The following is a 20,835-nucleotide window of genomic DNA, read 5'->3' on the forward strand; positions in this document are numbered from 1 at the left end:
GACGTGAACCGATGGCTGCACACGAAGTTCCTGCCGGGCCGTCGCGGACCCGGGCATCCGCGGCCGGGGTGTACGACTGGTGCCTGGGCGGCAGGCACCACCTGGACTGCGACGCCGAGGCGGGAATCGAGGCGCTGCGGCGGCTCCCCACGGCGACGCTGACCGCACGCTACAACCGGGAGTTCCTGCGGCGGGTCGTGCGGTGGATGGTCGAGCAGGGGATCCGCCAGTTCCTCGACCTGGGCTCGGGCTATCCGACCGTCGGGAACGTGCACGAGATCGCCCAGGACCACGCGCGCGACGCCCGTGTCGTCTACGTCGACCTCGACCCGGACACCGTCGCGGTCAGCACCCGCCTGCTCGCGGACAACCCGCACGCCGTGTGCATACAGGGTGACGTGTGCGACCCGGACGCCGTCCTGCGGCACGAGGAGGTGCGGCGCCTGCTGGACTTCTCCCAGCCGGCGGGGCTGCTGATGATCTCGGTGCTGCCGTTCGTGCCCGGCGACGCCGGGCCGGTGGTCCGCCACTACAAGTCGGCCCTGGCGCCGGGCAGCTACCTGGCGATCAGCCACGTGACCCCGCCCGAGGACGACCGGGCGCGGGAGCAGCAGGCCGCACTCGCCGCCTCCTACAACAAGACCGTGGAGACGCCCGCCCGGCTGCGCACGCGGGAGGAGATCCTCGCACTGTTCGCCCGCACCGAGCTCGTGCCGCCCGGGCTGGGGCGCGCCACGGACTGGCGCCCGGCGCCGGGTCACCGCACCGAACGCGACGATCAGGCCGCCGCGGTCCTGCTCGGCGGCGTGGCCCGCATCCCCTGACAGGCCAGGGCGCCCTCAGTTCATTGACGAGGCATGTGCGCGTTCGGACAGACCGCGCACCAGACGGCGATGCGGGTCGGGCCACAGGCGGGCGTGCCAGCGCCCCATCCCGGTCAACCTCGCGACGTGCAGCAGAGTGCGGACCTGCACCCGCTGGGTCGCGGGTCGCTCGCTGGTGCGCTGACCGGCCCTTCGTGCGGACGCGGCGGCCACCGGGTGGACGATCCCGGCGGCCCGCCCCCGCAGCCCGGCCTCGATGGTCACCGCTGTGCTGATGGCCTCGGTCGTCTCCGCGTCCAGCCGGCGGTGCTCGGCGAGCTCCTCGACCCAGGCGCGGATGTCACGGTGCGCGTGCACGCGCACCTGGTAGATCCAGTCGCTGATCTCGATCAGGTAGCGCTGCAGCCGGAGGCCGGGCGGTGCGCTGCGGATACCGAGCACGAGCCCGGGGTGGACGACCCGCAACGCGCTCCACAGCGGTTTCAAGCGCCACAAGGACCAGGTCTCCCAGATCTCGGCGGCCTTCCTCGCGCAGACGAACCACACCGCGCCGACCATCATCACCCCTACGCACGTCGAGGCCAGCAGGTCGACGAGCGCGGGGTGGTCGAGGAAGGTCTCCGCGTGGTAGGCGGCGGCCACCGCACGCGCGATGCCCCAGGTGGACCACAGCAGTCCCAGGGCTCCTCCAGCCATCTCCAGCCAGAGGCTGATGACGACCTGCCGGGCCGGGCGCGCGGTCTGGAGATAACGCACGATGACGACCGCGAATTCGACGATCGCGGCGACGATGTACAAGTTGTAGACGAGGGAGAACAGGACAGCGCGCCAGTCCCGCCCGTAGACGCCGGTGAAGTCCACGGCGCTGGTGGGGCCGATGGCGGCCAGGAGCACCCCCATCGCGGCTCCCGACACCAGCAGCAACACCGGGTGCCGCAGGGTTCGCCGGGGCGCGGCGCCGGGCTCGGCCAGCGCGAAGGAGAGCATCGACAGCACGCACCAGGGCGCGGTGAGGGACGACCACGTACCCGCGAGGAAGACCAGTTGCGGGACCGGCGCGGGCAGTTGGTCGGCCAGCTGGAGCGTGAGCTGGGACGAGAGGGCGGCCGCCAGCGTGCCGACGAGGAAGACCGCCAGGAAGTAGGAGTGGGAACCGCCACGCCAGCCGCGGTGACGGGCGACGCCCGCCGCCGCGAGTGCGGCGAAGAACAGCAGCCACCCGATCACAGCGCCGACTCCTGATCAGCCGCGGCGGTCGTTGCCGAAGAGCTCGTGCAACGTGTCGCGGGAGCCGGAGGGGGCTGACAGCAGCTGCCCGCCGAGCTGACCGATCTCCGCGGTGAGCACCGAACCGAAAAGCTCGGCCTGCCACTCCGGCAGGGATTCGAAGCTGGTCCGTTTCCGCACTTCGATCCGGCCGGTGAAAGCCAGGTCGCCGGGCAGCAGCTCTTCGAGGACGCGGCGTTCTTCGCGTGAAATGTCGTCGCCGTGGTGGTCGAAGTGCAGGTGAGCGCCTTCATGGGCGGCGAACTGGGCGTCCTGGGCCGGCGAGACGCCGTGGCTCAACACCATGTAGTCGTTTCGCGCGTCGCTGAGCAGGAGGCACACGGGAGTAGCGGTATCCGCGGGCAGCCGCACCTTGACGATCGGGCGGCCGCGGAATGCGCTCAAGGCCTGGAGCCAGGATTCCACCGAATCCGGCCGCTCTCCACCGGTGATGCGGTAGATGCCCGCGCGGCATTTCGTCACGAATTCCGAGTCGTCACCGTCGCTCGTTCTTCGGCGGAACATCACTCTTCCTCCCCGCCGTCGAAGACCTCGACGTCGTACCCCTCGTCCCGCAGTTCGTCCAGGTTCCCGCGGGCGGCGGCGAACCGTTCCAGCTCGGGCAGCACCGCTCGCAGGCTCTCTTCGTCCAGCTGGTTGACCAGACGGCCGGCGCGGAGGCACAGCACGTCCTGGGGGCGGGAGAAGAGGTTGGCGAGCTCCTCGTCGTCCAGGCCGTGGCTGTGCTTGAGCATCCGCTTCAGGATGTTCTCGTTCTGCCAGGGATGGGAACTGGAGAAGACGTTGATGTCGGTCTCGCCGAAGAAGTGCTGGTTGAGCCGCTCCAGAATGCCGGTCGACACGCTGTCGTAGGGCTGCTTGCCCGTGATTATCTTGCTGATGTAGGCGGCGGTCACGTCGACAGCCGCCGTCAGTTCGCGTTGCCGCGGTTTACCCCGTTGCGCATTGCGCCGGGCGAGAGCCTCCGGGTCGAGCAGGATCGCCGGGTCCTCGTCAGGCGACAATTTGTGGCTCAGCAGCCACTTGAGCTTGTCCGTGAACGTCCTGGGTGTTCCCTCGCTGGTGCCAGGCGCCTGGTCCTGCGTCATGGATCTCCCTGGCTGTTGCCGGCGCCACATTCGCTGATCCGCGTCAACTAAAGCACAATTCCACCAGGCTGGGAAACTACTCCGCCGGCACCCAGTTCGGTTTGCGCTTCTGCGCGAAGGCGATGATGCCCTCCTGGCCTTCCTCGCTCGCGAAGAAGCGGGCGGACAGGGCGTTCATCGCCTGGAAGCCGGCGGATGGGGTCGGGGGCTTCGGGCTCGCGAGGAGTTCCTTCGTCGCCGCCAGGGCGTTCGGGCCGCCGAGGGTGAGGGCGCGGACGTAGCGGTCGGTCTCGTCGTCGAGTTTCTCCGCGTCCACCGCGGCCGTGATGAGGCCGATCTCCGCGGCACGCGCCGCGTCGAAGACCTCGCCCGTGAGGAACAGTTCCTGTGCGGCGCGTGGCGCGATGCGGGGCAGCACCACGAGCGAGATCACGGCGGGCACGACGCCGATGCGGACCTCGGAGAACGCGAACGTCGCCTCCTTCGCGGCGACCACGATGTCCGCGGCCGCGACCATGCCGACCCCGCCCGCCCGCGCGGGCCCGGCCAGCTTCGCGACGACCGGCTTCGGGCTGTTCCAGATCTGCTCGAGGATCTCCGGGAACTCGTTCACGCCCTGGTTGGTCGCGTCGGCGCCGCGGGCCTCCTTGAGGTCCATCCCGGCGCAGAACACGGGCCCGGTGTGCGTGAGCACGACGACCCGCACGCCGGCGTCGTCGCGGGCCTTGGCGAGTGCGGCACGCAGCTCGCGGCGCAGCTGGGCGGACAGGGCGTTGCGGTTGTGCGGCGAGTCCAGCGTGATCGTCGCGGCACCGCCGGTCACCGAGTAGTGGACAAGTTCTTCAGCCATGGCTGACACCTTGCCACGTCCCTCAGTTCTGGCGGGGCAGCAGCTCCCTGGTGAAGGCGTCCAGGAACTCGTCGAAGGGCTGCGGGCCGCGGTGGTACACGACGAACTTCGTCAGCCCCGCTTCGAGGTAGCCGTCCAGGAGGCGGTGCAGCTCGGGCCAGCTCGACGGGACCACGGAGGACACCTCGGCGTCCGGACGGCGTTCACGCGCGGCCGCGGCCAGGTCCGCCGGGGCGCCGCCCTCGGCGAGCAGCACGCTCATCCCGTAGTGGTCCGGCTCGATCTCCCGGCCCGCCTCGGCCGCCGCTGACGCGATCGCCTCGCGGGCGCTGCGCGCGTCCGACGGGGGCAGGAAACTGCCCAGCCAGCCGTCGCCGTAACGGCCGATCCGCTCGAACGCCGCGGGGACCGCACCACCCAGCCAGAGGTCCATCCGCGGCACGGGACCGAACGACTCGTCCGCCAGCGCCGCCCGCAGCTGCCGCAACGCCTCGTCGAACGCTGCCGCGCGAGGACCGGACACGGAGAACAGCTCGCGTTCCCGTGGCCGCGCGGGGCGGAGCCCGAACACCGGCAGCGCGCGTTTCGGCGCCAGCGCGGCCAGTGACGCCAGTTGCTTGGCCACCAGCACCGGCTGCCGTCCGGGCAGCACCGCCACCGACGTGCCCACCTTCAGCCGCTGTGTCCGGGCCAGTGCGTGGGCCATCCCGATGAACGGGTCCACCGCACGCGAGTACACGTGCTCCGACAGCCACAGCGAGTCGATCCCGGCCGCCTCCAGGCGGTCGACGATTCCCGGCAGCTCGGCGGTGGGCGTCTCCGCGCCCAGACCGACCCCGAACCGGATCTTCACGCGGCCTGCTCCACAGCGGCAGAGTAGCGCGCGAGCACGAGCTCGCCGATCCGCGGATCCGGCGCCAGCGAGTCCGCCAGCGCGACCGAAGGCGAGAACTCGCGCGCCAGCCGCGCGATGCGGTCCGGCAGCAGCCCCGGTGCCAGGAACCACGACGCCACGGCGAACCGGCGCGCGCCCTGGGCACGCAAGCGCGCCATCGCGGCGGGCACGTCGGGCTTCGCCGCGCTCGCGAACGCGGGCGCGACACGCATGCCGTACCGCGCGTTCCACCGCCGCGCCAGCCGCACGACCGCCTCGTTCGCCGGGGCGTGTGACGAACCCACCGCGGCCAGCACGACGCCCAGCGAAGGGTCGTCCACCGAGACGCCCGTGGCCGCCAGCCGGTCGAGCGCGACCGCCTCCAGCACCGGGTCCACGCCCAGCACGTCCGCGATGGACACCCGCAGCCGCGGCACCTCCCGCACGAGCGCGGGTAGGTCCACCCTGGCGTGGTACGCGCGGCCCAGCAACAACGGCACGACCACGGCGGACCGGTGCCCCTCGGCGGACAGCGAGCGGAGCACGTCGGTCAGCAACGGCTCCGAAAGGTCCAAAAAGGACACTCGCGCGCCGATCGGCTCGACCAGAGCGCGGACGGTCGTGGCAGAGCGGGGATCCCGGCTGCCGTGGGCGACCACCACCAGCGGAGCGGTCACCGCACCGACCCGCTGAGCCCGCGCGCCCGCAGCACCGACCGCTCCAGCGGGCGGAACACCAGCAGCTCGATGCCCACGCCCACCAGCAGGATCAACACGATCGCCGAGATCACCGTCGGCATGTCCGACAGCGTGCGCCCGTCGTCGAGGTACGCGCCGAGTCCCTTGCCCAGCAACGGCGAGACGGCGATGATCTCCGCCGCCATCAGCGACCGCCACGAGAACGCCCAGCCCTGCTTGAGCCCGGCGAGGTAGCCGGGCAGCGCGGCGGGCAGCAGGATGTGCCACGAGGCCTGCAGCCGTCCCGCGCCCAGCACCTTGCCCACGCGCGGCAGGATCGGCGGGATCTGGTCGATCCCGGCCACCAGGCCGTTGGCGATCGACGGCACGCTGCCCAGCAGCAGCACCGCGTACATCGCCGTGGGGGTCACGCCGAACCAGAGGATCGCGGCGGGCACCCACGCGACCGACGGCAGGCTCTGCAGCCCGGACAGGAACGGCCCGATCGCCGACCGCACGACCCGGACCTTCGCCACGAGCAGCCCGAGCGGGGTCGCGATCACGATCGCGACGAGGAACCCGAGCACCGCGCGGTGCACCGACGTCCACACGAAGCCGAACGCCTGCGCGTCGGCGATCCGCGCCCACAGCTCGTCCCACACCGCGAGCGGGGCGGGCAGCTGGTACTCGGGCCAGAACGCGGCGGCCCACAGCGCCTGCCAGATCCCGATCGCGACCGCGAGGAACGCGACCGGCGGCAGCACGGCCCACAGGATCCGCCGCACGCGGCCGGGGCCGGTCTCCTGCGGCGGGGTGTCGAGCGCGTCGAGCCCCGCTTCGACGGCCGCGTCGAGGTCGTCAAGCCGTGGCATGACTGGAGATCACCTCGCGCAGCCGCTGGTTGATCACGGCCGTGGCCTCGGCCTCCTCGACGCCGGAGAGGTCGCCGACCTGCCACTCCTGCACGACCCGCCCCGGCCGGGACGACAGCAGCACCACCCGCTGCCCCAGCCGGACGGCCTCGCGCACGTCGTGGGTCACGAACAGCACCGCGGTGCCCGTCGACCGCCACACCCGCAGCAGCTCACCCTGCAGCACGTCGCGGGTGATCGCGTCGAGCGCGGAAAACGGCTCGTCCATCAGCAGCAGCGCGGGACGCGAGCCGTCGGTCGTGTGCAACGCCGAAGCCAGCGCCCGCGCCAGCGCGACACGCTGCCGCATGCCACCCGACAGCTCGTGCGGCCGCTTGCCGCCGACGCCGTTCAGCCGGACCAGTTCCAGCAGCTCGCCGGTGCGGTTCCGGCGCTCGCCGCGGGGGAGCCCGGCCAGCCGCAGCGGCAGCTCGACGTTCGCCGCCGCCGTCAGCCACGGCATCAACGCGGCCTCCTGGAACATCACGGCCGGGCGCGAGCTGTTCAGCTCCAGCTCACCCGCCGACGGCCGGTCCAGGCCCGCGACGAGGTTCAGCAGCGTGGTCTTGCCGCAGCCGGACGCGCCGAGCAGGCAGACGAACTCGCCGGGCGCGACGTCGAGGTCGACACCCGCCAGTGCCGGCACCGCGCCGGCGCCCTGGCCGAAGGTCTTGTGCACCCCGGAAAGGCGCACGGCGTACTCCGTGGCGGGCCGCGTAGCCGCGTTCTCGAGCGTGGCGGTCATCTCCTTCGCCTGCCTTTCTCGGTCGTCACTTCTGGTCGAGGCCCGCGGCGCTGACCGTCGGCTTGCCCGCCGCGGTGAGCACGGCGTTGAGCGGGGTGAGGTCGAAGAAGCCGTTGAGCTTCGGCGCGCTCTTGGCGATGCCCGCCGTCACCTGGTCCTGCGCCAGCTGCGGGAAGCGGGACGCGAGCGGGTCGGTGGTCAGCTCGATGTTCGCGAACGAGCGGTCGAGCACCGCCTGCGACAGCGCCGAGCCGGTCAGCGACTTCAGCTGGCGGTTGACCGCCGCCTTCGCCTCGTTCGGGTCGCTCGCCGCGAGGTTGTTCGCGTCCAGGACCGCCTTGAGCACGGCCTGCACGGTCTGCGGGTGCTCGTTGAGGAACTGCGTGCGCACGACGATCACGGTGGTCGGGAACCGGCCGTCGGGCCACAGGGACTTCTCGTCGACGAGGACCTTCGCGCCCGCGTCGGCGACCAGGCGCGAGGACCACGGCTCCGGCAGCCACGCGCCCGCGATGGCGTTCTTGCGGAACTGGTCGAGCGTCACGGAGTTGTCGGAGTTCTGGACGTTGACGCCGGTCAGCTTCTGGTCGGCGATCCACTTCTTGAGCGCGACGTCCTGCGTGTTGCCCGCCTGCGGGTCGGCGACGAGCTTGCCCTGCAGGTCCTGCGGGGTGTTGATCTCCGGCTTGACGACGAGCTGCGCGCCGCCCGAGGTCGCCCCCGAGATCAGCCGGACCGTGTTGCCGTCGGACTTGGCGAACGCGTTGATCGCCGGTCCCGAGCCGATGAACCCGATGTCGAGCGAGCCGCCGAGCAGCGCGGACACCTCGTCGGGGCCCGCGTTGAACTTCGTCGGCGTGATCTTGGTGCCCGCGCCCAGCTCCTGCGTGAAGTAGCCCTTGTCGAGCCCGATCAACGCCGACGCGTGCGTGACGTTGGGGAAGTAGCCGAGCCGCACCTCCGTGGCGGGGGTGCCGCCGGTGCTCGCGGCCGGTGCGGAGCTGTCGCTCCGGTCGGCGCGGGAACACGCGGTCGCGACCGCCAGCACGGACAGCGTCACGGCGAGGACACGCACGATTTTCACGGGCAGGGCCTTTCGGGGTCAGGGGCCGGGGGAGACCACGTCACGATCGGAGCGGAGCACCGGCAGCGGTGCGCCGACCAGACCGGCCGCCAGCGTGGTGCCGTCGCCCGCGTCGATCACCAGGAACGACCCGGTGCGGCGGTTGACGGCGTAGTCGTCGACGGGCAGCGGCTCGGCCGTGCGGATGCGCACCTGGCCGATCTCGTTGAGCTGCAACGTCTCGGGGGATTCCACAGTGGACAGCTTCTGCTCGTCGAAGCGCGTGGACAGCTCCTCGACGAAGGCCTGCACGGTCCGGGTGCCGTGCTTGACCAGCACGCGCGCGCCGGGGCGCAGGGGCTTTTCGGACAGCCAGGCCAGCGTCGCGCCCAGCTCGTCGGTGGGCACGGGCGCCTCGCCCGCGGCGGCGATGACGTCCCCGCGGGAGATGTCGAGGTCGTCCGCCAGCAGCAGGGTGACGCTCTTGCCCGCGGCGGCCTCTTCGAGTTCGCCGTCGGCGGTGTCGATGCGCTCCACCGTGGTGCGCAGGCTCGCGGGCAGCACCACGACCTCGTCGCCGCGCCGCACGGTGCCCGCCGCGACCTGCCCGGCGTAGCCCCGGTAGTCGGGGTGCTCGGGCGTGCGCGGGCGGATCACGTACTGCACGGGGAAGCGGAACGCGACGTCGTGCGGGTCGGGCGCGACGGGCACGGTCTCCAGGTGCTCCAGCAACGTCGGGCCGGAGTACCACGGGGTGTGTGCCGAGCGCTCCACCACGTTGTCGCCCACCAGCGCGGACACCGGGATCGCCAGCACGGAACCCTCGGCGTAGCCCAGTGACGTGGCGTGGTCGGTGAACTCCTTGGCGATGACGGCGAACGTCTCCTCGTCGTAGTCGACGAGGTCGATCTTGTTCACCGCCAGCACCAGGCGCGGCACGCCCAGCAGCGCGAGCACGGCGGCGTGGCGGCGGGTCTGCTCGATCACGCCCTTGCGCGCGTCCACCAGCAGGATCGCCAGCTGCGCCGTGGACGCGCCGGTGACCGTGTTGCGGGTGTACTGGACGTGCCCCGGCGTGTCGGCGAGCACGAAGGTGCGCTTGGGCGTGGCGAAGTAGCGGTACGCCACGTCGATCGTGATGCCCTGCTCGCGTTCGGAACGCAGCCCGTCCACGAGCAGTGAAAGGTCCGGAGTGGACAGTCCACGGTCGACACTGGCGCGGGTGACCGCGTCGAGCTGGTCGGCCAGCACGGACTTGGTGTCGTAGAGCAGGCGGCCCACCAGGGTGGACTTGCCGTCGTCGACGCTGCCTGCCGTGGCCAGGCGCAGCAAGCTGCTCATCAGAAGTAGCCCTCCCGCTTGCGGTCCTCCATGGCGGCCTCGGAGAGCCGGTCGTCGGCGCGGGTCGCGCCACGCTCGGTGAGCCTGCTCGCGAGCACCTCGGCGATGACCTCCTCCACCGTCGTGGCGGTGGATTCGACCGCGCCGGTGCACGAACCGTCACCGACCGTGCGGTACCGCACGCTCAGCTCCCGGACCTCCTCGCCCTCGCGGGGACCGCCCCACGGACCTTCGGTGAGCCACATGCCGTCCCGCCGGTAGACCGGGCGACGGTGCGCGTAGTAGATCGAGGGCAGCTCGACCCGCTCGCGGGCGATGTAGTGCCACACGTCGGCTTCGGTCCAGTTGGACAGCGGGAACACGCGCACATGTTCCCCCGGACGGTGCCTGCCGTTGTACAGGTTCCACAGTTCGGGACGCTGGCGGCGCGGGTCCCACTGGCCGAAGGCGTTGCGCAGGCTGAAGATCCGCTCCTTCGCGCGGGCACGCTCTTCGTCACGGCGGCCGCCGCCGAACACGGCGTCGAACTTGTGCCCGGCAATGGTGTCCAGCAGCGGCTGCGTCTGCAGCGGGTTGCGGGTGCCGTCGGGACGCTCGGTGAGCCGCCCGTCGTCGATCCAGTCCTGCACCTTCGCGACGATCAGCCGCAGGCCGTGCTTTTCGACGATCCGGTCACGGAAGTCGATGACCTCGTCGAAGTTGTGGCCGGTGTCGACGTGCAGCAGCGGGAACGGCACGGGGGCGGGCCAGAACGCCTTGATCGCCAGGTGCAGCAGCAGCGTGGAGTCCTTGCCGCCGGAGAACAGGATCACCGGCCGGTCGAACTCGCCGGCGACCTCGCGGAAGATGTGGATGGCCTCGGATTCCAGCGCCGCGAGGTGGTCGGTGGCGGCGTCGGTCGCGGGGATTTCGAGAGTGGTCACGAGTTCCTCCGGGTTTGTGCGGCCGTCAGCTGGCGCCGCCGCGGGTTCTCAGGGGTCTTCTCGCGAGGACAGCGCCGACGTGGTGAAAGGCGCAGTCGCGGAGCGTCCATGAGGGGTGGTGGTTGGGCTGGCGGGTGGGAATTCATGAGGAGGCGATCCCGGAGCGAGAAGGCGCCTGAGGTTCCGCTACTCGCGCCGCTGAGCAAGCCATGTGGGATCTCCATTCCTCAGCCGTGCAGGCCGCACTCGGTTTTGGACTTGCCGGCCCAGCGGCCGCTGCGCGGGTCCGCTCCGGGCGCGACCTTCGCGGTGCAGGGCGCGCAGCCGATGGACAGGTAGCCCTCCGACACCAGCGGGTTCTCCAGGATCCCGTGCTCCTCGATGTACGCCCGGAACTCCTCGTCGGTCCACGGGGCGATCGGGTTGACCTTCACCAGGCCGTTGCGGTCGTCCCACGTGACGATCGGGGTGTTGGCGCGCGTCGGGGCGTCCACGCGGCGGACGCCGGTGACCCACGCCGAGTAGTTCGACAACGTCTTGCGCAGCGGCACCACCTTGCGCAGGAAGCAGCACTGGTTCGGGTCGCGCTCGTGCAGCTTCGGCCCGTACTCGGCGTCCTGCTCGGCGACCGACTGCTCCGCCTGCGCGTTGACGATCCGCACGTCCGGGTACACCGTCGCCACCGCGTCACGGGTGCCGATCGTCTCGGCGAAGTGGTACCCGGTCTCCAGGAACAAAACGTCCACATCGGACTTGACCCGGGTCGCCAGGTCGATCAGCACCGCGTCCTGCATGTTCGAGGCAACGATGAAGTCGTCCCCGAAGGTTCCCACGGTCCATTCCAGCGCCTCGAGCGCGGTCGCGTCCGCGAGTTCCTCGGATGCCTTGTGCGCCAACGCTTTCAGATCTTCTTCGGAGGTGACCGCGGTCATTTCGCTCCCTGCCCTAACCGGATTCCCAGGAAATTCACAGTGAAGACACGCCTGCAAGCGCCACACAGCCAGGCCCGGTCGGCGTCCTCGGCGGGCCGGAGGTCCTCGTCCCCGCAGTACGGGCAGTAGAACGGCGTGGCGCGCTCGCTCATCGCAGGTCCGCTTCGTCGGCCCGCGCGACCCACTGCGCGAACCGCTCGCCCTCGCCGCGCTGGGCGTGGTAGTTGCGCACGACCCGCTCGACGTAGGAGATCAGCTCGTCGCCGGTGACCTTGTGCCCGCGCAGTTTCCGGCCGAACCCGGCGTCCAGGCCCAGCCCGCCGCCCAGGTGCACCTGGAAACCCTCGACCTGGTTGCCGTCGTCGTCGGTGACGATCTGGCCCTTGAGCCCGATGTCGGCGGTCTGGATGCGGGCGCAGGAGTTGGGGCAGCCGTTGATGTGCACGCTGACCGGGTTGGCCACGTCGGCCTGGATGTCGGCGAGCCGCTCTTCCAGCGCCGCCACCAGTTCCTTCGCGCGCACCTTCGTTTCGACGATGGCGAGCTTGCAGAACTCGATCCCGGTGCACGCCATGACACCGCGCCGCCACGGGCTCGGCTCGGTCGGCAGGCCCAGCTCGGCCAGCTCCGCCTGCAGGCCCGCGACCTCGGCCTCGGGCACGTCCAGCACGACGAGCTTCTGCAGCGGCGTCAGCCGGACCCGGCCCGACCCCGCCCGCTCGGCGGCCTTCGCGACCGCGATCAGCAGGGAACCGGACACCCGGCCCGCGATCGGCGCCGCGCCCACGTAGTAGTTGCCGTCCTTCTGCCGGTGCACGCCCACGTGGTCGTGCTGCACCGCCGGCACCTCGGGCGCGGGCCCGTCGGCCAGCTTGCGGTGCAGGTATTCGTCCTCCAGCACCTGGCGGAACTTTTCCGCACCCCAGTCCTTGACCAGGAACTTCAGCCGCGCCCGCGACCGCAGCCGCCGGTAGCCGTAGTCGCGGAAGACCGAGACGACGCCCTCCCACACGTCGGGCACCTCGTCACGCGACACCCACGCGCCGAGCCGCTGCCCGATCATCGGGTTGGTGGACAGCCCGCCGCCGACCCAGACGTCGAAACCGGGGCCGTGCTCGGGGTGGACCACGCCGACGAACGCGACGTCGTGGATCTCGTGCGCCACGTCCGGCAGCCCCGACACCGCGGTCTTGAACTTGCGCGGCAGGTTCGCGTACTCGGGTTTGCCCAGGTAGCGGCGCTTGATCTCGTCGATCGCGGGCGTGGCGTCGAGCACCTCGTCCTCGGCGATGCCCGCCAGCGGCGAGCCGAGGATCACGCGCGGGCTGTCGCCGCACGCGGTCATCGTGGTCAGGCCGGCGGCTTCCAGCTTCTCCCAGATCGTCGGCACGTCCTCGATCCGGATCCAGTGGTACTGCACGTTCTGCCGGTCGGTGATGTCCGCCGTGTCGCGCGCGTAGGTCTGCGACAGCTCGCCGATCAGCGCGAGCTGCTCGGTGGTCAGGACGCCGCCGTCGACGCGGACGCGCAGCATGAAGTACTCGTCGTCCAGCTCCTCCGGTTCGAGGGTGGCCGTGCGGCCGCCGTCGATCCCGGGCTTGCGCTGGGTGTAGAGGCCGTACCAGCGGAACCGGCCACGCAGGTCACCAGGGTCGATCGAGTCGAACCCGCCCGCGGCGTAGATGTTCTCGATGCGCGCGCGGACGTTGAGCGGGTGGTCGTCCTTCTTCGAGCGCTCGTTCGGGTTCAGCGGCTCGCGGTAGCCGAGCGCCCACTGGCCCTCTCCGCGCCGCTGCTTGGCACGCGGGGCACGGGCGGGGGGAGTTTCGCGCGTCGGCGAAGCCATGAGGAGTCCTCCGGGGATCGGAGGCACCGGCGCACACGGGCCCCCTGTTCCGGAATACGGGAGGGGTGGCGGCGGCCGGCGCCCGCTGTCCAGAATTCGTGGTGGGAACGGGGAGCGGCGTCAGCAGAACGGACGGCACAGTGCGCTGGCGACACGCCGGAGGTCGACGTGGCGGCGCGCCACGAGGAGAACACCGGCAGAAGTCACGTCCTCAGCGTGCCACGCGCCCAAGGGGTGGTCCAGTGGCGTCCGCATGGTGGGAGCGGCATCACGCTCCTTGACATGGGGGACACTGGAGGGGTGTTCGGCGTCTACGTCCATGTCCCCTTCTGCGCGACCCGCTGCGGGTACTGCGATTTCAACACCTACACGGCGGGCGAACTGGGCTCCACCGCGTCGCCCGCGTCCTGGCTGGAGGGCCTGAAGCGGGAGCTGGAGCTGGGGGTGCGGCAGCTGGGCCCCCGGCCGGCCGAAACCGTCTTCGTGGGCGGCGGCACGCCGTCGCTGCTCGGTGCCGACGGGCTGGCCGCCGTGCTGGACGCCGTGCGCGGCAGTTTCGGGCTCGCGCCGGACGCCGAGGTGACCACCGAGTCCAACCCCGAGTCCACGTCACCGGAGTTCTTCGAGGGCATCCGCGAGGCCGGGTACACGCGGGTGTCGCTGGGCATGCAGTCCGCGGCGCGGCACGTGCTCAGGGTGCTCGACCGCGTGCACACGCCGGGCCGTCCCGTGGCGGCGGCGAAGGAGGCGCGGGCGGCCGGGTTCGAGCACGTGAACCTCGACGTGATCTACGGCACCCCCGGAGAGCGGGTGGAGGACCTCCAGGCGTCGCTGGACGCCGTGTTGTCGGCGGGCGTGGACCACGTGTCGGCGTACTCGCTGATCGTCGAGGACGGCACGGCGATGGCGCGGCGGGTGCGGCGCGGCGAGCTGCCGATGCCCGACGAGGACGTGCTGGCCGAGTACTACGAGCTGATCGACGCGAAGCTGTCGGCGGCCGGTCTGACCTGGTACGAGGTGTCGAACTGGGCCGCGTCCGAGGACGCGCGCTGCCGGCACAACCTGGGGTACTGGCGCGGCGGCGACTGGTGGGGCGCCGGGCCGGGCGCGCACAGCCACGTCGGCGGGGTCCGCTGGTGGAACGTCAAGCACCCCGCGCGGTACGCGGCGCTGCTGGCCGAGGGCAAGTCGCCGGAGGCCGGGCGCGAGGAGCTGACCGACACCGACCGGCACCTGGAGCGGATCATGCTGGAGCTGCGGCTGGCCGAGGGCCTGCCGCTCGACGCGCTCGACGCCGACGGCAGGCGCGAGTCCGTGGGTGCCGCGGCGGAGGGGCTGCTGGACGCGGCCGCGCTGGGCGCGGGCAGGGCGGTGCTGACCGACCGTGGCCGCCTGCTCGCCGACGCCGTGGTGCGGCGGCTGGCCGCCTGAGATCTTTTTCGCGCCCGGGTGCAACCGGGAGCCGCGGTGCCGGCATCTGGTGTATGTGCACTTCGAGGACTTCGCCCGGGAACAGCTACCCGGGCTGGTGCGGTTCGCGGCCGTGCTGACCGGCGACCGCGAGCTGGCGCAGGACGTCGTGCAGGACGCGCTCGTCCGCGCCCACCAGCGCTGGCGGCGGGTGGTGGCGACCGACCGGCCCGACCTCTACCTGCGCAAGATGGTCGTCAACGGCTACCTGTCGTGGCGGCGGCGCTGGTACCAGCGCGCGGTCTGGTCGACGGCCGAGGTCGCCGAGCTGCGGGAGGGGTCCTTCCCGGACCCGGCGGTCCGGGTGGCCGACTCCGACCAGCTCGCGGGGCTGCTGGCCGGGCTGAGCCGGGCCCAGCAGGCCGCGATCGTGCTGCGGTTCTACGAGGACCGGGACGACGACGAAATCGCCGCAGTGCTCGGCTGTGCCGTCGGCACGGTGCGCAGTCACATCTCGCGCGGCCTTGCCGTGCTGCGCGGGCGGATCAACACCGACATGGAGGTGGCGTGATGACGGAACCGCGGTTGAGCGGCGCATTGCGGGCCCGCGAACCGCTGGCCCCCGATCCCGAAACGGTGCTCGCCGGTGCCAGGAAGCGGATCCGGCGCCGGCGGACGGTGAGCCTGACGGCGGCCGTGCTGGTGACCGTGGGCGGGCTCGGTGCGGCAGGGGCCGTCGTGCTGAACCAGCCGTCCGACGAGACGCGGTTGCCGGTCGCCGCGCCCGCGGCGGGCGAGGAGCAGGTGACCGTGCCGGAGCTGCCGTTCACGTTCTCCGCGCCGGGCTTCAAGCTGGCGAACTGGCAGCTCTCCAACGCCGGTGGGCGGATGTCGGCGGAGTACCACGGGAGCGCCACCGTGCTCGTGGGCGTCGACAACAGCGACCCCGGCAAGAAGTTCGGCGACCCGAAGCGCGTCACGGTCAACGGCAAGCCGGCGATCATGTCGACCGACGCGCCGATGGGTGGCCAGGTGTCGTGGCAGGTGGCGCCGGACAAGTGGATCTACGTGTGGGCCCGGAACCCGCTGGACTACGCGAAACACGTGTCGGAAACCCCCACTCGCCTGACGGCGCTGCTCCGCTCACTGCGGGTGCCGTCGTCGCTGCGGGTCGTCACGTGGGGGCACGCCGCGGGTGACGACATGCTCACGCTCTGCCCGCCGAAGGAGTCGTGGTACCCGCCGGCGGCCGAATGCGTGTCGGTGTGGCTGCCGGCGAACGAGACCGGCTACGACCCGAACACGGAGATCTACACGGACCAGGAGCGGGCGACCCTCGACAAGGTTTCCCGCAAGCTCGACAACGGGCGGACGGTGACGGTGTCGAGCCCGCACGCCGAGCACGGCGTGCTGACCGCCATCGCGTCCTCCGTGGTGCCGTCTTAGTTGCCGATCGGGAGGCGCGCGGTGCCTCCCGGTCCGGGATCGCCTCCTCGCGACCACCAGGTCGCGGGGAGGCGATGCTGTTTTCGGGGGATCATGGACGGATGCGCGATCTGGTGTACCTCTCCCAGGCGAAACTGACGCAGTTGCGCCCCACCCTCGGCGGCCGGGGCCGGTGGTCGCGGGACGTCGACGCCGAGGTGAAGACGCCGCTGGGCGGGCTGAAGGTGGGGCGCGCGGCCCAGCCGCCGGAGCCCCACGTCGAGGCCGTCGTCGCCAGGCTGGAGGCCGCGGAGCCGGGGCCGCTCTGGTACCCGGATCCGGCGGTACGGCCGGGGCGGTGGGTGCACTTCGAGGCGGAGCTGAGCTACGCCGAGGTGAGCGACAGCGTCGTGTTCCTCGCCGCCGGGGAGTCCCCGCGGCTGTTGCTGCACGGCTCGGCCGAGCACCTCGTCGGGCAGCCGCCGACGTCTCCCGGCAGGGGCGGCAACCTGCTCGCCTCGCACTGGTACCGGTTCCGGCAGCTCCTGGACGCGGAGCCGGACGAGATGCCCGGCCACTGGCCGGCCAGGGTGCTGAGCATGCTGGAGGAACTGCTGCAACCGCGGTTCACCGCGGAGTGGATGGCCGGGTACGCCCGTGTGACGGCGAAGTTCCCCGCCTCGGACGGGGGTCCGGAGCTGCTCGCCGCCTCGCCGCTGTACGTCGAGCGCGTGGCGCCGCCGGAAGCCGGGTAGGGGCAGCCCCACCGCGAACCGGGGTGCGCACGGTCGTGTTCCGGCAGGCCGCGGCGGCTTGACTGGACGCATGACAATCCAGCTGCAACGGACCATGGCGGCCGAACTCCGCGACGTGACGCGCGAATACGGCGGCAAGCACGCCAGGGTGCGCGCGCTCGACGGCGTGAGCATCGCCTTCCCGCGGGGGTCGTGGACGGCCGTGATGGGTCCGTCCGGCTCCGGCAAGTCCACCCTGCTGCACTGCGCGGCGGGGCTGGAACAGGTGAGCAGCGGGCAGGTCCTGCTCGGCGAGCAGGACATCACCGCGGCCTCCGACTCCCAGCTGACCGCGCTGCGGCGCCGGGAGATCGGCTTCGTCTTCCAGAGCTTCAACCTCATCGGCTCGCTGACCGCCGAGCAGAACGTCGCGCTGCCGCTGAAACTGGCGCGGCAGAGGGTGTCCACAAAGGACGTTCGCGCGGTGCTGGCGAGCGTCGGGCTCGCCGAGCGGATGCGGCACCGGCCACGCGAGCTGTCCGGCGGCCAGCAGCAGCGCGTCGCCATCGCGCGGGCGATGGTGACGCGGCCCGCGGTGCTGTTCGCCGACGAGCCCACCGGCGCGCTGGACTCGAGGTCCGCGCGCACGGTGCTGGACCTGCTGCGCCACCTCGTCGACTCGGTGGGGCAGACGATCGTGATGGTCACGCACGACCCGGCCGCCGCGGCTCGCGCCGATTCGGTGGTGTTCCTGTCCGACGGCCGGATCGTGGACCGCCTCGTGCAGCCGTCCACCCGGCAGGTCGCGGACCGGCTCGCGTCGCTGGAGGGTGCCTGATGTTCGCGCTGTCCCTGTCCACGTTCCGCGAGCGCTGGCAGTTGTTCATCGGCGCGATCGTCACCGTCGTGCTGGGTGTCGCGCTGGTGCAGTCCTCACTGCTGATCCTGCTGTCCGCGACCTCCTACGTCGAGGCGATCACGCTGCTGGGGATGACGCTGTTCCTCGCGGCGTTCCTCGCCGTGTTCATCGTGTCCTCCACGTTCGCGTTCACCATCGCGCAGCGGCGGCGCGACCTCGCGCTGTTGCGGCTGGTCGGTGGTGGCCGCGGCCAGCTGCGGCGGTTGCTGCTGTCGGAGGCGCTCCTGCTCGGGCTGGTCGGCACGGCGCTCGGCGTGCCGCTGGGGCTCGTGACGATGCGGGTGCAGTCGTGGCTGCTGACGGACCTCGGTTTCCTGCCGGATGCGTTCTCCCCGCAGTGGCGGGCCTGGATCGTGGCGGTGGCCGCGGGCGTCGGGATCGGCGTGTCCCAGCTCGGGGTGCTGGCCGCGTCACGCCGCGCCTCCCGGGTGCGGCCGCTGGAAGCGTTGCGGGAGACCGGGGCGGCCACGCGGGTGATGACCGGCCCGCGCTGGGCGGTCGGGCTGCTGTTCCTCGCCGGGGCGGTCGCGCTGGCGATCCTGTCGCAGCTCGGGGGGCCGGAGATGGCCATCCCGATGTCGATGAACGTCGCGCTGACCGCGGCGGTGGCGCTGAGCGCGCTCAGCCCGCTGGTGGTGCCGATGGCGGGGCGGTTGTTCGGGCTCGTCCTCGGGCGGACGCCGCTGGGCGGGCTGGCGCGGGCGAACCTGCGTGACGGTGTGCGCCGCAGCTCGTCCACGGCGGCGCCGCTGCTCGTGCTGGTGGCGCTCGTGGTCGGGATGTCGGCCTCGATGTCGACGCTCGCGGAGGCGGGGAAGCGCGAGCTGGCCGACGACGTCCGTGCCGACTTCGTGGTGTCGTCGACGGTGGGGCCGCTGCCCGCCGTGGCCTCCACGGAACACGTCGTGCCGGTCACGGTCGTCACGACCAGCGACGACGAGGAAGACCTGGATTCGGACTCGGCACTCGCCGTCGACGAGGCCGCCTACCAGCAGGTGCACCACCGCGGGCCGGTGAGCGGTTCGCTGGCGGACCTGCACGGGCTGGCGGTCGCCGGGCCGGGGCTGGAGCTGGGGGAGACGCTGCGGATGCGGATCGGGGGCACCGAGGTGCGGCCGCGGGTGGTGGCGGTGCTGCCGGAGAGCTACGGCGGGGGCGCGAGCTACCTGCTGCCGCGGGAACTGGTGCCGCCGCGGGCGCTGGCGCAGGCGCCGGTGCGGACGATCGTCCAGGTGCCGCCGGGGACCGATCCCGCCGTGGTCGAGGCCGCCCTGCCGCAGCCGGTGTCCACAGTGGAGGAATGGCGGGCGAGCGCGGCGTCGGAGCAGTACGCGACCAACAGGGGCATCATGCTCGTGCTCATGGGGCTGGCCGGGCTGTACTCGCTGGTGGCCGTGATCAACGCGGTGGTGATCGCCGCGGCCGAGCGGAAGTCCGAGTTCGCGGCGGCCAGGGTCACCGGGCTGGACCGGCGGCAGGTGGTGCGGATGGCGTTGCTGGAGGCGGAGATCGTCGCCGGGAGCGGGGTGCTGCTGGGGCTGCTGGCGGCCGCGGGCAGCGCGGCGGGCATCGGCGGTGCGGTGGGCCTGGTGTCGGTGCCGTGGGCGGTCATCGGCGTCGTCGCGGCAGGCGCGCTCCTGGTCGTCGGGGCGACCAGCGTGTGGACCACCCTGTCAGCGACGCGCACGGCGCCGGTGCGGCTGGTGGGGGCGCGGGAGTAGCCGGGGGCTGGGGGTGGCCGGGCCGGACGTCTGATCCGGCCCGGCCGTTTCGTGTTGGTGGGACGGTGGTGTCGGGGCCGGGGCCGGGGCCGCCCCCTTGCGGGGCGCTCATCTCGTCCGGCCGCTCGCCGGCGCTTCGTTCGGCCGCCCCGCCGCCCGGCCCCGCCGGTCACCGCCCCCGCTGTTCCTCCGCCGCTCGCTCGGCGGCCTTCTCCGCCCGCCACTGCTCGTCCGTCGCGCCGCGGCGCCAGTAGCCGGAGATCGACAGCAGGTCCTTGCGCACCCCGCGCTCGTCGAGCAGGTACCGGCGCAGCTCGCGCACGAACCCGGCCTCGCCGTGCACGAAGGCCTGCACCGTGCCCTCCGGGAAGTCCAGCGCCTTCACCGCCGTCACCAGGTCCTCGCCCGCGGCGCGGTGGATCCAGCGCACCTGAGCGTCACCCTTGGTGGCCAGCGGCTGCTCCTCCCCGGCGTCCTCGACCTCCACGAACACCCGCACGGGCACGCCCGCGGGCATCGCCTCCAGCGTCAGCGCGATGGCGGGCAGTGCGCTCTCGTCACCGACCAGCAGGTGCCAGTCCGCCTCGTCGCCCGGCGCGTACGCCCCGCCCGGCCCGTTCAGCAGCAGCTCGTCGCCGGGCTGCACGCGGCGCGCCCACGGCCCTGCCACACCCTCGTCCCCGTGGTGCACGAAGTCGATCGACAGCTCCCGCGCGTCGGGGTCGTAGTGGCGCACCGTGTAACTGCGCATCACCGGCCATTGCTCCCGCGGGTATTCCGCCCGGATCAACCCCATGTCGAACGGCTCCGGGTAGGTCACGCCCGGCTGCGGGAACAGCACCTTGACGTAGGCGTCGGTGAACTCGTTCGGCTTGAACGCGGCGAACCCGTCGCCTCCGGCCACGATCCGGATCATGTGCGGGCTGAGCTGCTGTTTGCGCAGTACCCGCAGCCTGACCGCCGGACCGCCCTTGCGCTTTTCGGCCATGCGCCGCTCCTCAATCTCGTCCCAGTGCTGTTAGGCTACCCTAACAACTCGTTTCATAATGAAGTCGGCAGCTTGCGGTAGCAGATGAGGACGCAGGCCAGGTGCATGAGGCCAAGGTGGATGTCGGCTCGGCGTTCCCAGCGGATCCGTAAACGCTTGAACTGGTGCAGCCAGGCGAACATCCGCTCAACTACCCATCTGATCTTGCCGAGACCGGAGCCGTGAGCGGTGTTCTTGCGAGCGATTCGCGGGACGATGCCCTTGTCTCGCAGGGTCT

General features: G+C 71.8%; 24 protein-coding genes. 7 read left to right on the top strand and 17 right to left on the bottom strand.

Going from position 1 to position 20,835, the window contains the following annotated elements; translation table 11 throughout:
* Positions 1 to 11: 11 nt before the first annotated feature.
* On the top strand, positions 12 to 824 hold the full coding sequence (locus BMZ92_RS26065) for an SAM-dependent methyltransferase (protein WP_091512638.1): 813 nt from the start codon (positions 12 to 14) through the stop codon (positions 822 to 824).
* Between the two features lie 15 nt (positions 825 to 839).
* Here BMZ92_RS26065 and BMZ92_RS26070 read toward each other — a convergent pair whose 3' ends face one another.
* The 15 genes from BMZ92_RS26070 to BMZ92_RS38865 form a co-directional block, all read right to left on the bottom strand.
* Complete coding sequence (locus tag BMZ92_RS26070) at positions 840 to 2,051, bottom strand: DUF6545 domain-containing protein (protein ID WP_091512639.1); 1,212 nt, start codon at positions 2,049 to 2,051, stop codon at positions 840 to 842.
* A 15-nt stretch (positions 2,052 to 2,066) separates the two neighbouring features.
* Entirely contained in the window at positions 2,067 to 2,615 is a 549-nt protein-coding gene (locus BMZ92_RS26075; protein ID WP_091512640.1) for a hypothetical protein, read from the bottom strand.
* Positions 2,615 to 3,199, bottom strand: coding sequence for a hypothetical protein (locus BMZ92_RS26080; protein WP_091512643.1), 585 nt, complete (start codon positions 3,197 to 3,199; stop codon positions 2,615 to 2,617). Before BMZ92_RS26080 ends, BMZ92_RS26075 begins: the two co-directional genes overlap by 1 nt.
* A gap of 76 nt (positions 3,200 to 3,275) precedes the next feature.
* Positions 3,276 to 4,049 carry an enoyl-CoA hydratase family protein gene (locus BMZ92_RS26085; protein ID WP_091512646.1) on the bottom strand — a complete coding sequence of 258 codons (774 nt, stop codon included), beginning with the start codon at positions 4,047 to 4,049 and terminating at the stop codon, positions 3,276 to 3,278.
* 22 nt (positions 4,050 to 4,071) lie between these two features.
* Entirely contained in the window at positions 4,072 to 4,902 is an 831-nt protein-coding gene (locus BMZ92_RS26090; protein ID WP_091512648.1) for a TIGR03854 family LLM class F420-dependent oxidoreductase, read from the bottom strand.
* Positions 4,899 to 5,600, bottom strand: a complete 702-nt coding sequence (locus BMZ92_RS26095; protein WP_091512650.1) for a sirohydrochlorin chelatase — start codon at positions 5,598 to 5,600, stop codon at positions 4,899 to 4,901. Before BMZ92_RS26095 ends, BMZ92_RS26090 begins: the two co-directional genes overlap by 4 nt.
* Positions 5,597 to 6,472, bottom strand: a complete 876-nt coding sequence (locus BMZ92_RS26100; protein ID WP_091512652.1) for an ABC transporter permease — start codon at positions 6,470 to 6,472, stop codon at positions 5,597 to 5,599. The genes BMZ92_RS26095 and BMZ92_RS26100 overlap by 4 nt, the downstream gene beginning before the upstream one ends.
* The gene (locus BMZ92_RS26105; protein WP_091512655.1) at positions 6,459 to 7,256 is read right to left on the bottom strand and encodes an ABC transporter ATP-binding protein; all 798 of its coding nucleotides are present in this window, start codon (positions 7,254 to 7,256) and stop codon (positions 6,459 to 6,461) included. Before BMZ92_RS26105 ends, BMZ92_RS26100 begins: the two co-directional genes overlap by 14 nt.
* A gap of 25 nt (positions 7,257 to 7,281) precedes the next feature.
* Positions 7,282 to 8,331: an ABC transporter substrate-binding protein gene (locus tag BMZ92_RS26110; RefSeq protein ID WP_091512715.1), complete on the bottom strand. Its 1,050-nt coding sequence runs from the start codon at positions 8,329 to 8,331 to the stop codon at positions 7,282 to 7,284.
* Between the two features lie 27 nt (positions 8,332 to 8,358).
* On the bottom strand, positions 8,359 to 9,660 hold the full coding sequence (locus BMZ92_RS26115; protein WP_091512658.1) for a sulfate adenylyltransferase subunit 1: 1,302 nt from the start codon (positions 9,658 to 9,660) through the stop codon (positions 8,359 to 8,361).
* Positions 9,660 to 10,583 (bottom strand): sulfate adenylyltransferase subunit CysD, encoded by a 924-nt coding sequence (gene cysD / locus BMZ92_RS26120; protein WP_091512660.1) that lies wholly within the window; start codon positions 10,581 to 10,583, stop codon positions 9,660 to 9,662. The genes BMZ92_RS26115 and cysD overlap by 1 nt, the downstream gene beginning before the upstream one ends.
* A 227-nt stretch (positions 10,584 to 10,810) precedes the next feature.
* Complete coding sequence (locus BMZ92_RS26125; protein WP_091512662.1) at positions 10,811 to 11,515, bottom strand: phosphoadenylyl-sulfate reductase; 705 nt, start codon at positions 11,513 to 11,515, stop codon at positions 10,811 to 10,813.
* Positions 11,512 to 11,667, bottom strand: a complete 156-nt coding sequence (locus tag BMZ92_RS38300; RefSeq protein WP_091512665.1) for an Insertion element protein — start codon at positions 11,665 to 11,667, stop codon at positions 11,512 to 11,514. The genes BMZ92_RS26125 and BMZ92_RS38300 overlap by 4 nt, the downstream gene beginning before the upstream one ends.
* Positions 11,664 to 13,361: a nitrite/sulfite reductase gene (locus tag BMZ92_RS26135; RefSeq protein WP_091512667.1), complete on the bottom strand. Its 1,698-nt coding sequence runs from the start codon at positions 13,359 to 13,361 to the stop codon at positions 11,664 to 11,666. Before BMZ92_RS26135 ends, BMZ92_RS38300 begins: the two co-directional genes overlap by 4 nt.
* A gap of 120 nt (positions 13,362 to 13,481) precedes the next feature.
* Positions 13,482 to 13,682: a putative leader peptide gene (locus BMZ92_RS38865; protein ID WP_425425859.1), complete on the bottom strand. Its 201-nt coding sequence runs from the start codon at positions 13,680 to 13,682 to the stop codon at positions 13,482 to 13,484.
* Between BMZ92_RS38865 and hemW the strand changes: the two genes are divergently transcribed.
* From hemW to BMZ92_RS26165, 6 genes are all read left to right on the top strand, one after another.
* On the top strand, positions 13,644 to 14,792 hold the full coding sequence (gene hemW, locus BMZ92_RS26140) for a radical SAM family heme chaperone HemW (protein ID WP_091512669.1): 1,149 nt from the start codon (positions 13,644 to 13,646) through the stop codon (positions 14,790 to 14,792). The two genes, BMZ92_RS38865 and hemW, sit on opposite strands and share 39 nt — an antisense overlap.
* A gap of 55 nt (positions 14,793 to 14,847) precedes the next feature.
* The gene (locus BMZ92_RS26145) at positions 14,848 to 15,342 is read left to right on the top strand and encodes a SigE family RNA polymerase sigma factor (protein WP_091512717.1); all 495 of its coding nucleotides are present in this window, start codon (positions 14,848 to 14,850) and stop codon (positions 15,340 to 15,342) included.
* Positions 15,342 to 16,217, top strand: coding sequence for a hypothetical protein (locus BMZ92_RS26150; RefSeq protein WP_091512671.1), 876 nt, complete (start codon positions 15,342 to 15,344; stop codon positions 16,215 to 16,217). Before BMZ92_RS26145 ends, BMZ92_RS26150 begins: the two co-directional genes overlap by 1 nt.
* A gap of 101 nt (positions 16,218 to 16,318) precedes the next feature.
* Entirely contained in the window at positions 16,319 to 16,951 is a 633-nt protein-coding gene (locus BMZ92_RS26155) for an SAVMC3_10250 family protein (protein ID WP_091512673.1), read from the top strand.
* Between the two features lie 70 nt (positions 16,952 to 17,021).
* Entirely contained in the window at positions 17,022 to 17,768 is a 747-nt protein-coding gene (locus tag BMZ92_RS26160) for an ABC transporter ATP-binding protein (RefSeq protein WP_091512676.1), read from the top strand.
* Positions 17,768 to 19,570: an FtsX-like permease family protein gene (locus BMZ92_RS26165; protein ID WP_091512678.1), complete on the top strand. Its 1,803-nt coding sequence runs from the start codon at positions 17,768 to 17,770 to the stop codon at positions 19,568 to 19,570. The genes BMZ92_RS26160 and BMZ92_RS26165 overlap by 1 nt, the downstream gene beginning before the upstream one ends.
* A 169-nt stretch (positions 19,571 to 19,739) precedes the next feature.
* Here BMZ92_RS26165 and BMZ92_RS26170 read toward each other — a convergent pair whose 3' ends face one another.
* Complete coding sequence (locus BMZ92_RS26170; RefSeq protein ID WP_091512681.1) at positions 19,740 to 20,558, bottom strand: siderophore-interacting protein; 819 nt, start codon at positions 20,556 to 20,558, stop codon at positions 19,740 to 19,742.
* 53 nt (positions 20,559 to 20,611) lie between these two features.
* A partial coding sequence (locus tag BMZ92_RS26175) for a transposase (RefSeq protein WP_143249948.1) occupies positions 20,612 to 20,835 on the bottom strand: 224 nt, incomplete at its 5' end.

The organism is Amycolatopsis sacchari (assembly GCF_900114035.1).
In the GTDB taxonomy this organism is placed as follows: Bacteria; Actinomycetota; Actinomycetes; order Mycobacteriales; family Pseudonocardiaceae; genus Amycolatopsis_E; species Amycolatopsis_E sacchari.

Excerpts from the sequence above, each read along its gene's own strand:
- BMZ92_RS26075 (WP_091512640.1), bottom strand. The coding sequence starts at position 2,615 with ATGTTCCGCCGAAGAACGAGCGACGGTGACGACTCGGAATTCGTGACG.
- BMZ92_RS26065 (WP_091512638.1), top strand. The coding sequence starts at position 12 with ATGGCTGCACACGAAGTTCCTGCCGGGCCGTCGCGGACCCGGGCATCC.
- hemW (WP_091512669.1), top strand. The coding sequence starts at position 13,644 with ATGGGGGACACTGGAGGGGTGTTCGGCGTCTACGTCCATGTCCCCTTC.
- BMZ92_RS26165 (WP_091512678.1), top strand. The coding sequence starts at position 17,768 with ATGTTCGCGCTGTCCCTGTCCACGTTCCGCGAGCGCTGGCAGTTGTTC.
- BMZ92_RS26150 (WP_091512671.1), top strand. The coding sequence starts at position 15,342 with ATGACGGAACCGCGGTTGAGCGGCGCATTGCGGGCCCGCGAACCGCTG.
- BMZ92_RS26100 (WP_091512652.1), bottom strand. The coding sequence starts at position 6,472 with ATGCCACGGCTTGACGACCTCGACGCGGCCGTCGAAGCGGGGCTCGAC.
- BMZ92_RS26155 (WP_091512673.1), top strand. The coding sequence starts at position 16,319 with ATGCGCGATCTGGTGTACCTCTCCCAGGCGAAACTGACGCAGTTGCGC.
- BMZ92_RS26115 (WP_091512658.1), bottom strand. The coding sequence starts at position 9,660 with ATGAGCAGCTTGCTGCGCCTGGCCACGGCAGGCAGCGTCGACGACGGC.
- BMZ92_RS26085 (WP_091512646.1), bottom strand. The coding sequence starts at position 4,049 with ATGGCTGAAGAACTTGTCCACTACTCGGTGACCGGCGGTGCCGCGACG.
- BMZ92_RS26170 (WP_091512681.1), bottom strand. The coding sequence starts at position 20,558 with ATGGCCGAAAAGCGCAAGGGCGGTCCGGCGGTCAGGCTGCGGGTACTG.
- BMZ92_RS26125 (WP_091512662.1), bottom strand. The coding sequence starts at position 11,515 with ATGACCGCGGTCACCTCCGAAGAAGATCTGAAAGCGTTGGCGCACAAG.
- BMZ92_RS26135 (WP_091512667.1), bottom strand. The coding sequence starts at position 13,361 with ATGGCTTCGCCGACGCGCGAAACTCCCCCCGCCCGTGCCCCGCGTGCC.
- BMZ92_RS38865 (WP_425425859.1), bottom strand. The coding sequence starts at position 13,682 with ATGGACGTAGACGCCGAACACCCCTCCAGTGTCCCCCATGTCAAGGAG.
- BMZ92_RS38300 (WP_091512665.1), bottom strand. The coding sequence starts at position 11,667 with ATGAGCGAGCGCGCCACGCCGTTCTACTGCCCGTACTGCGGGGACGAG.
- BMZ92_RS26080 (WP_091512643.1), bottom strand. The coding sequence starts at position 3,199 with ATGACGCAGGACCAGGCGCCTGGCACCAGCGAGGGAACACCCAGGACG.
- BMZ92_RS26105 (WP_091512655.1), bottom strand. The coding sequence starts at position 7,256 with ATGACCGCCACGCTCGAGAACGCGGCTACGCGGCCCGCCACGGAGTAC.
- BMZ92_RS26160 (WP_091512676.1), top strand. The coding sequence starts at position 17,022 with ATGACAATCCAGCTGCAACGGACCATGGCGGCCGAACTCCGCGACGTG.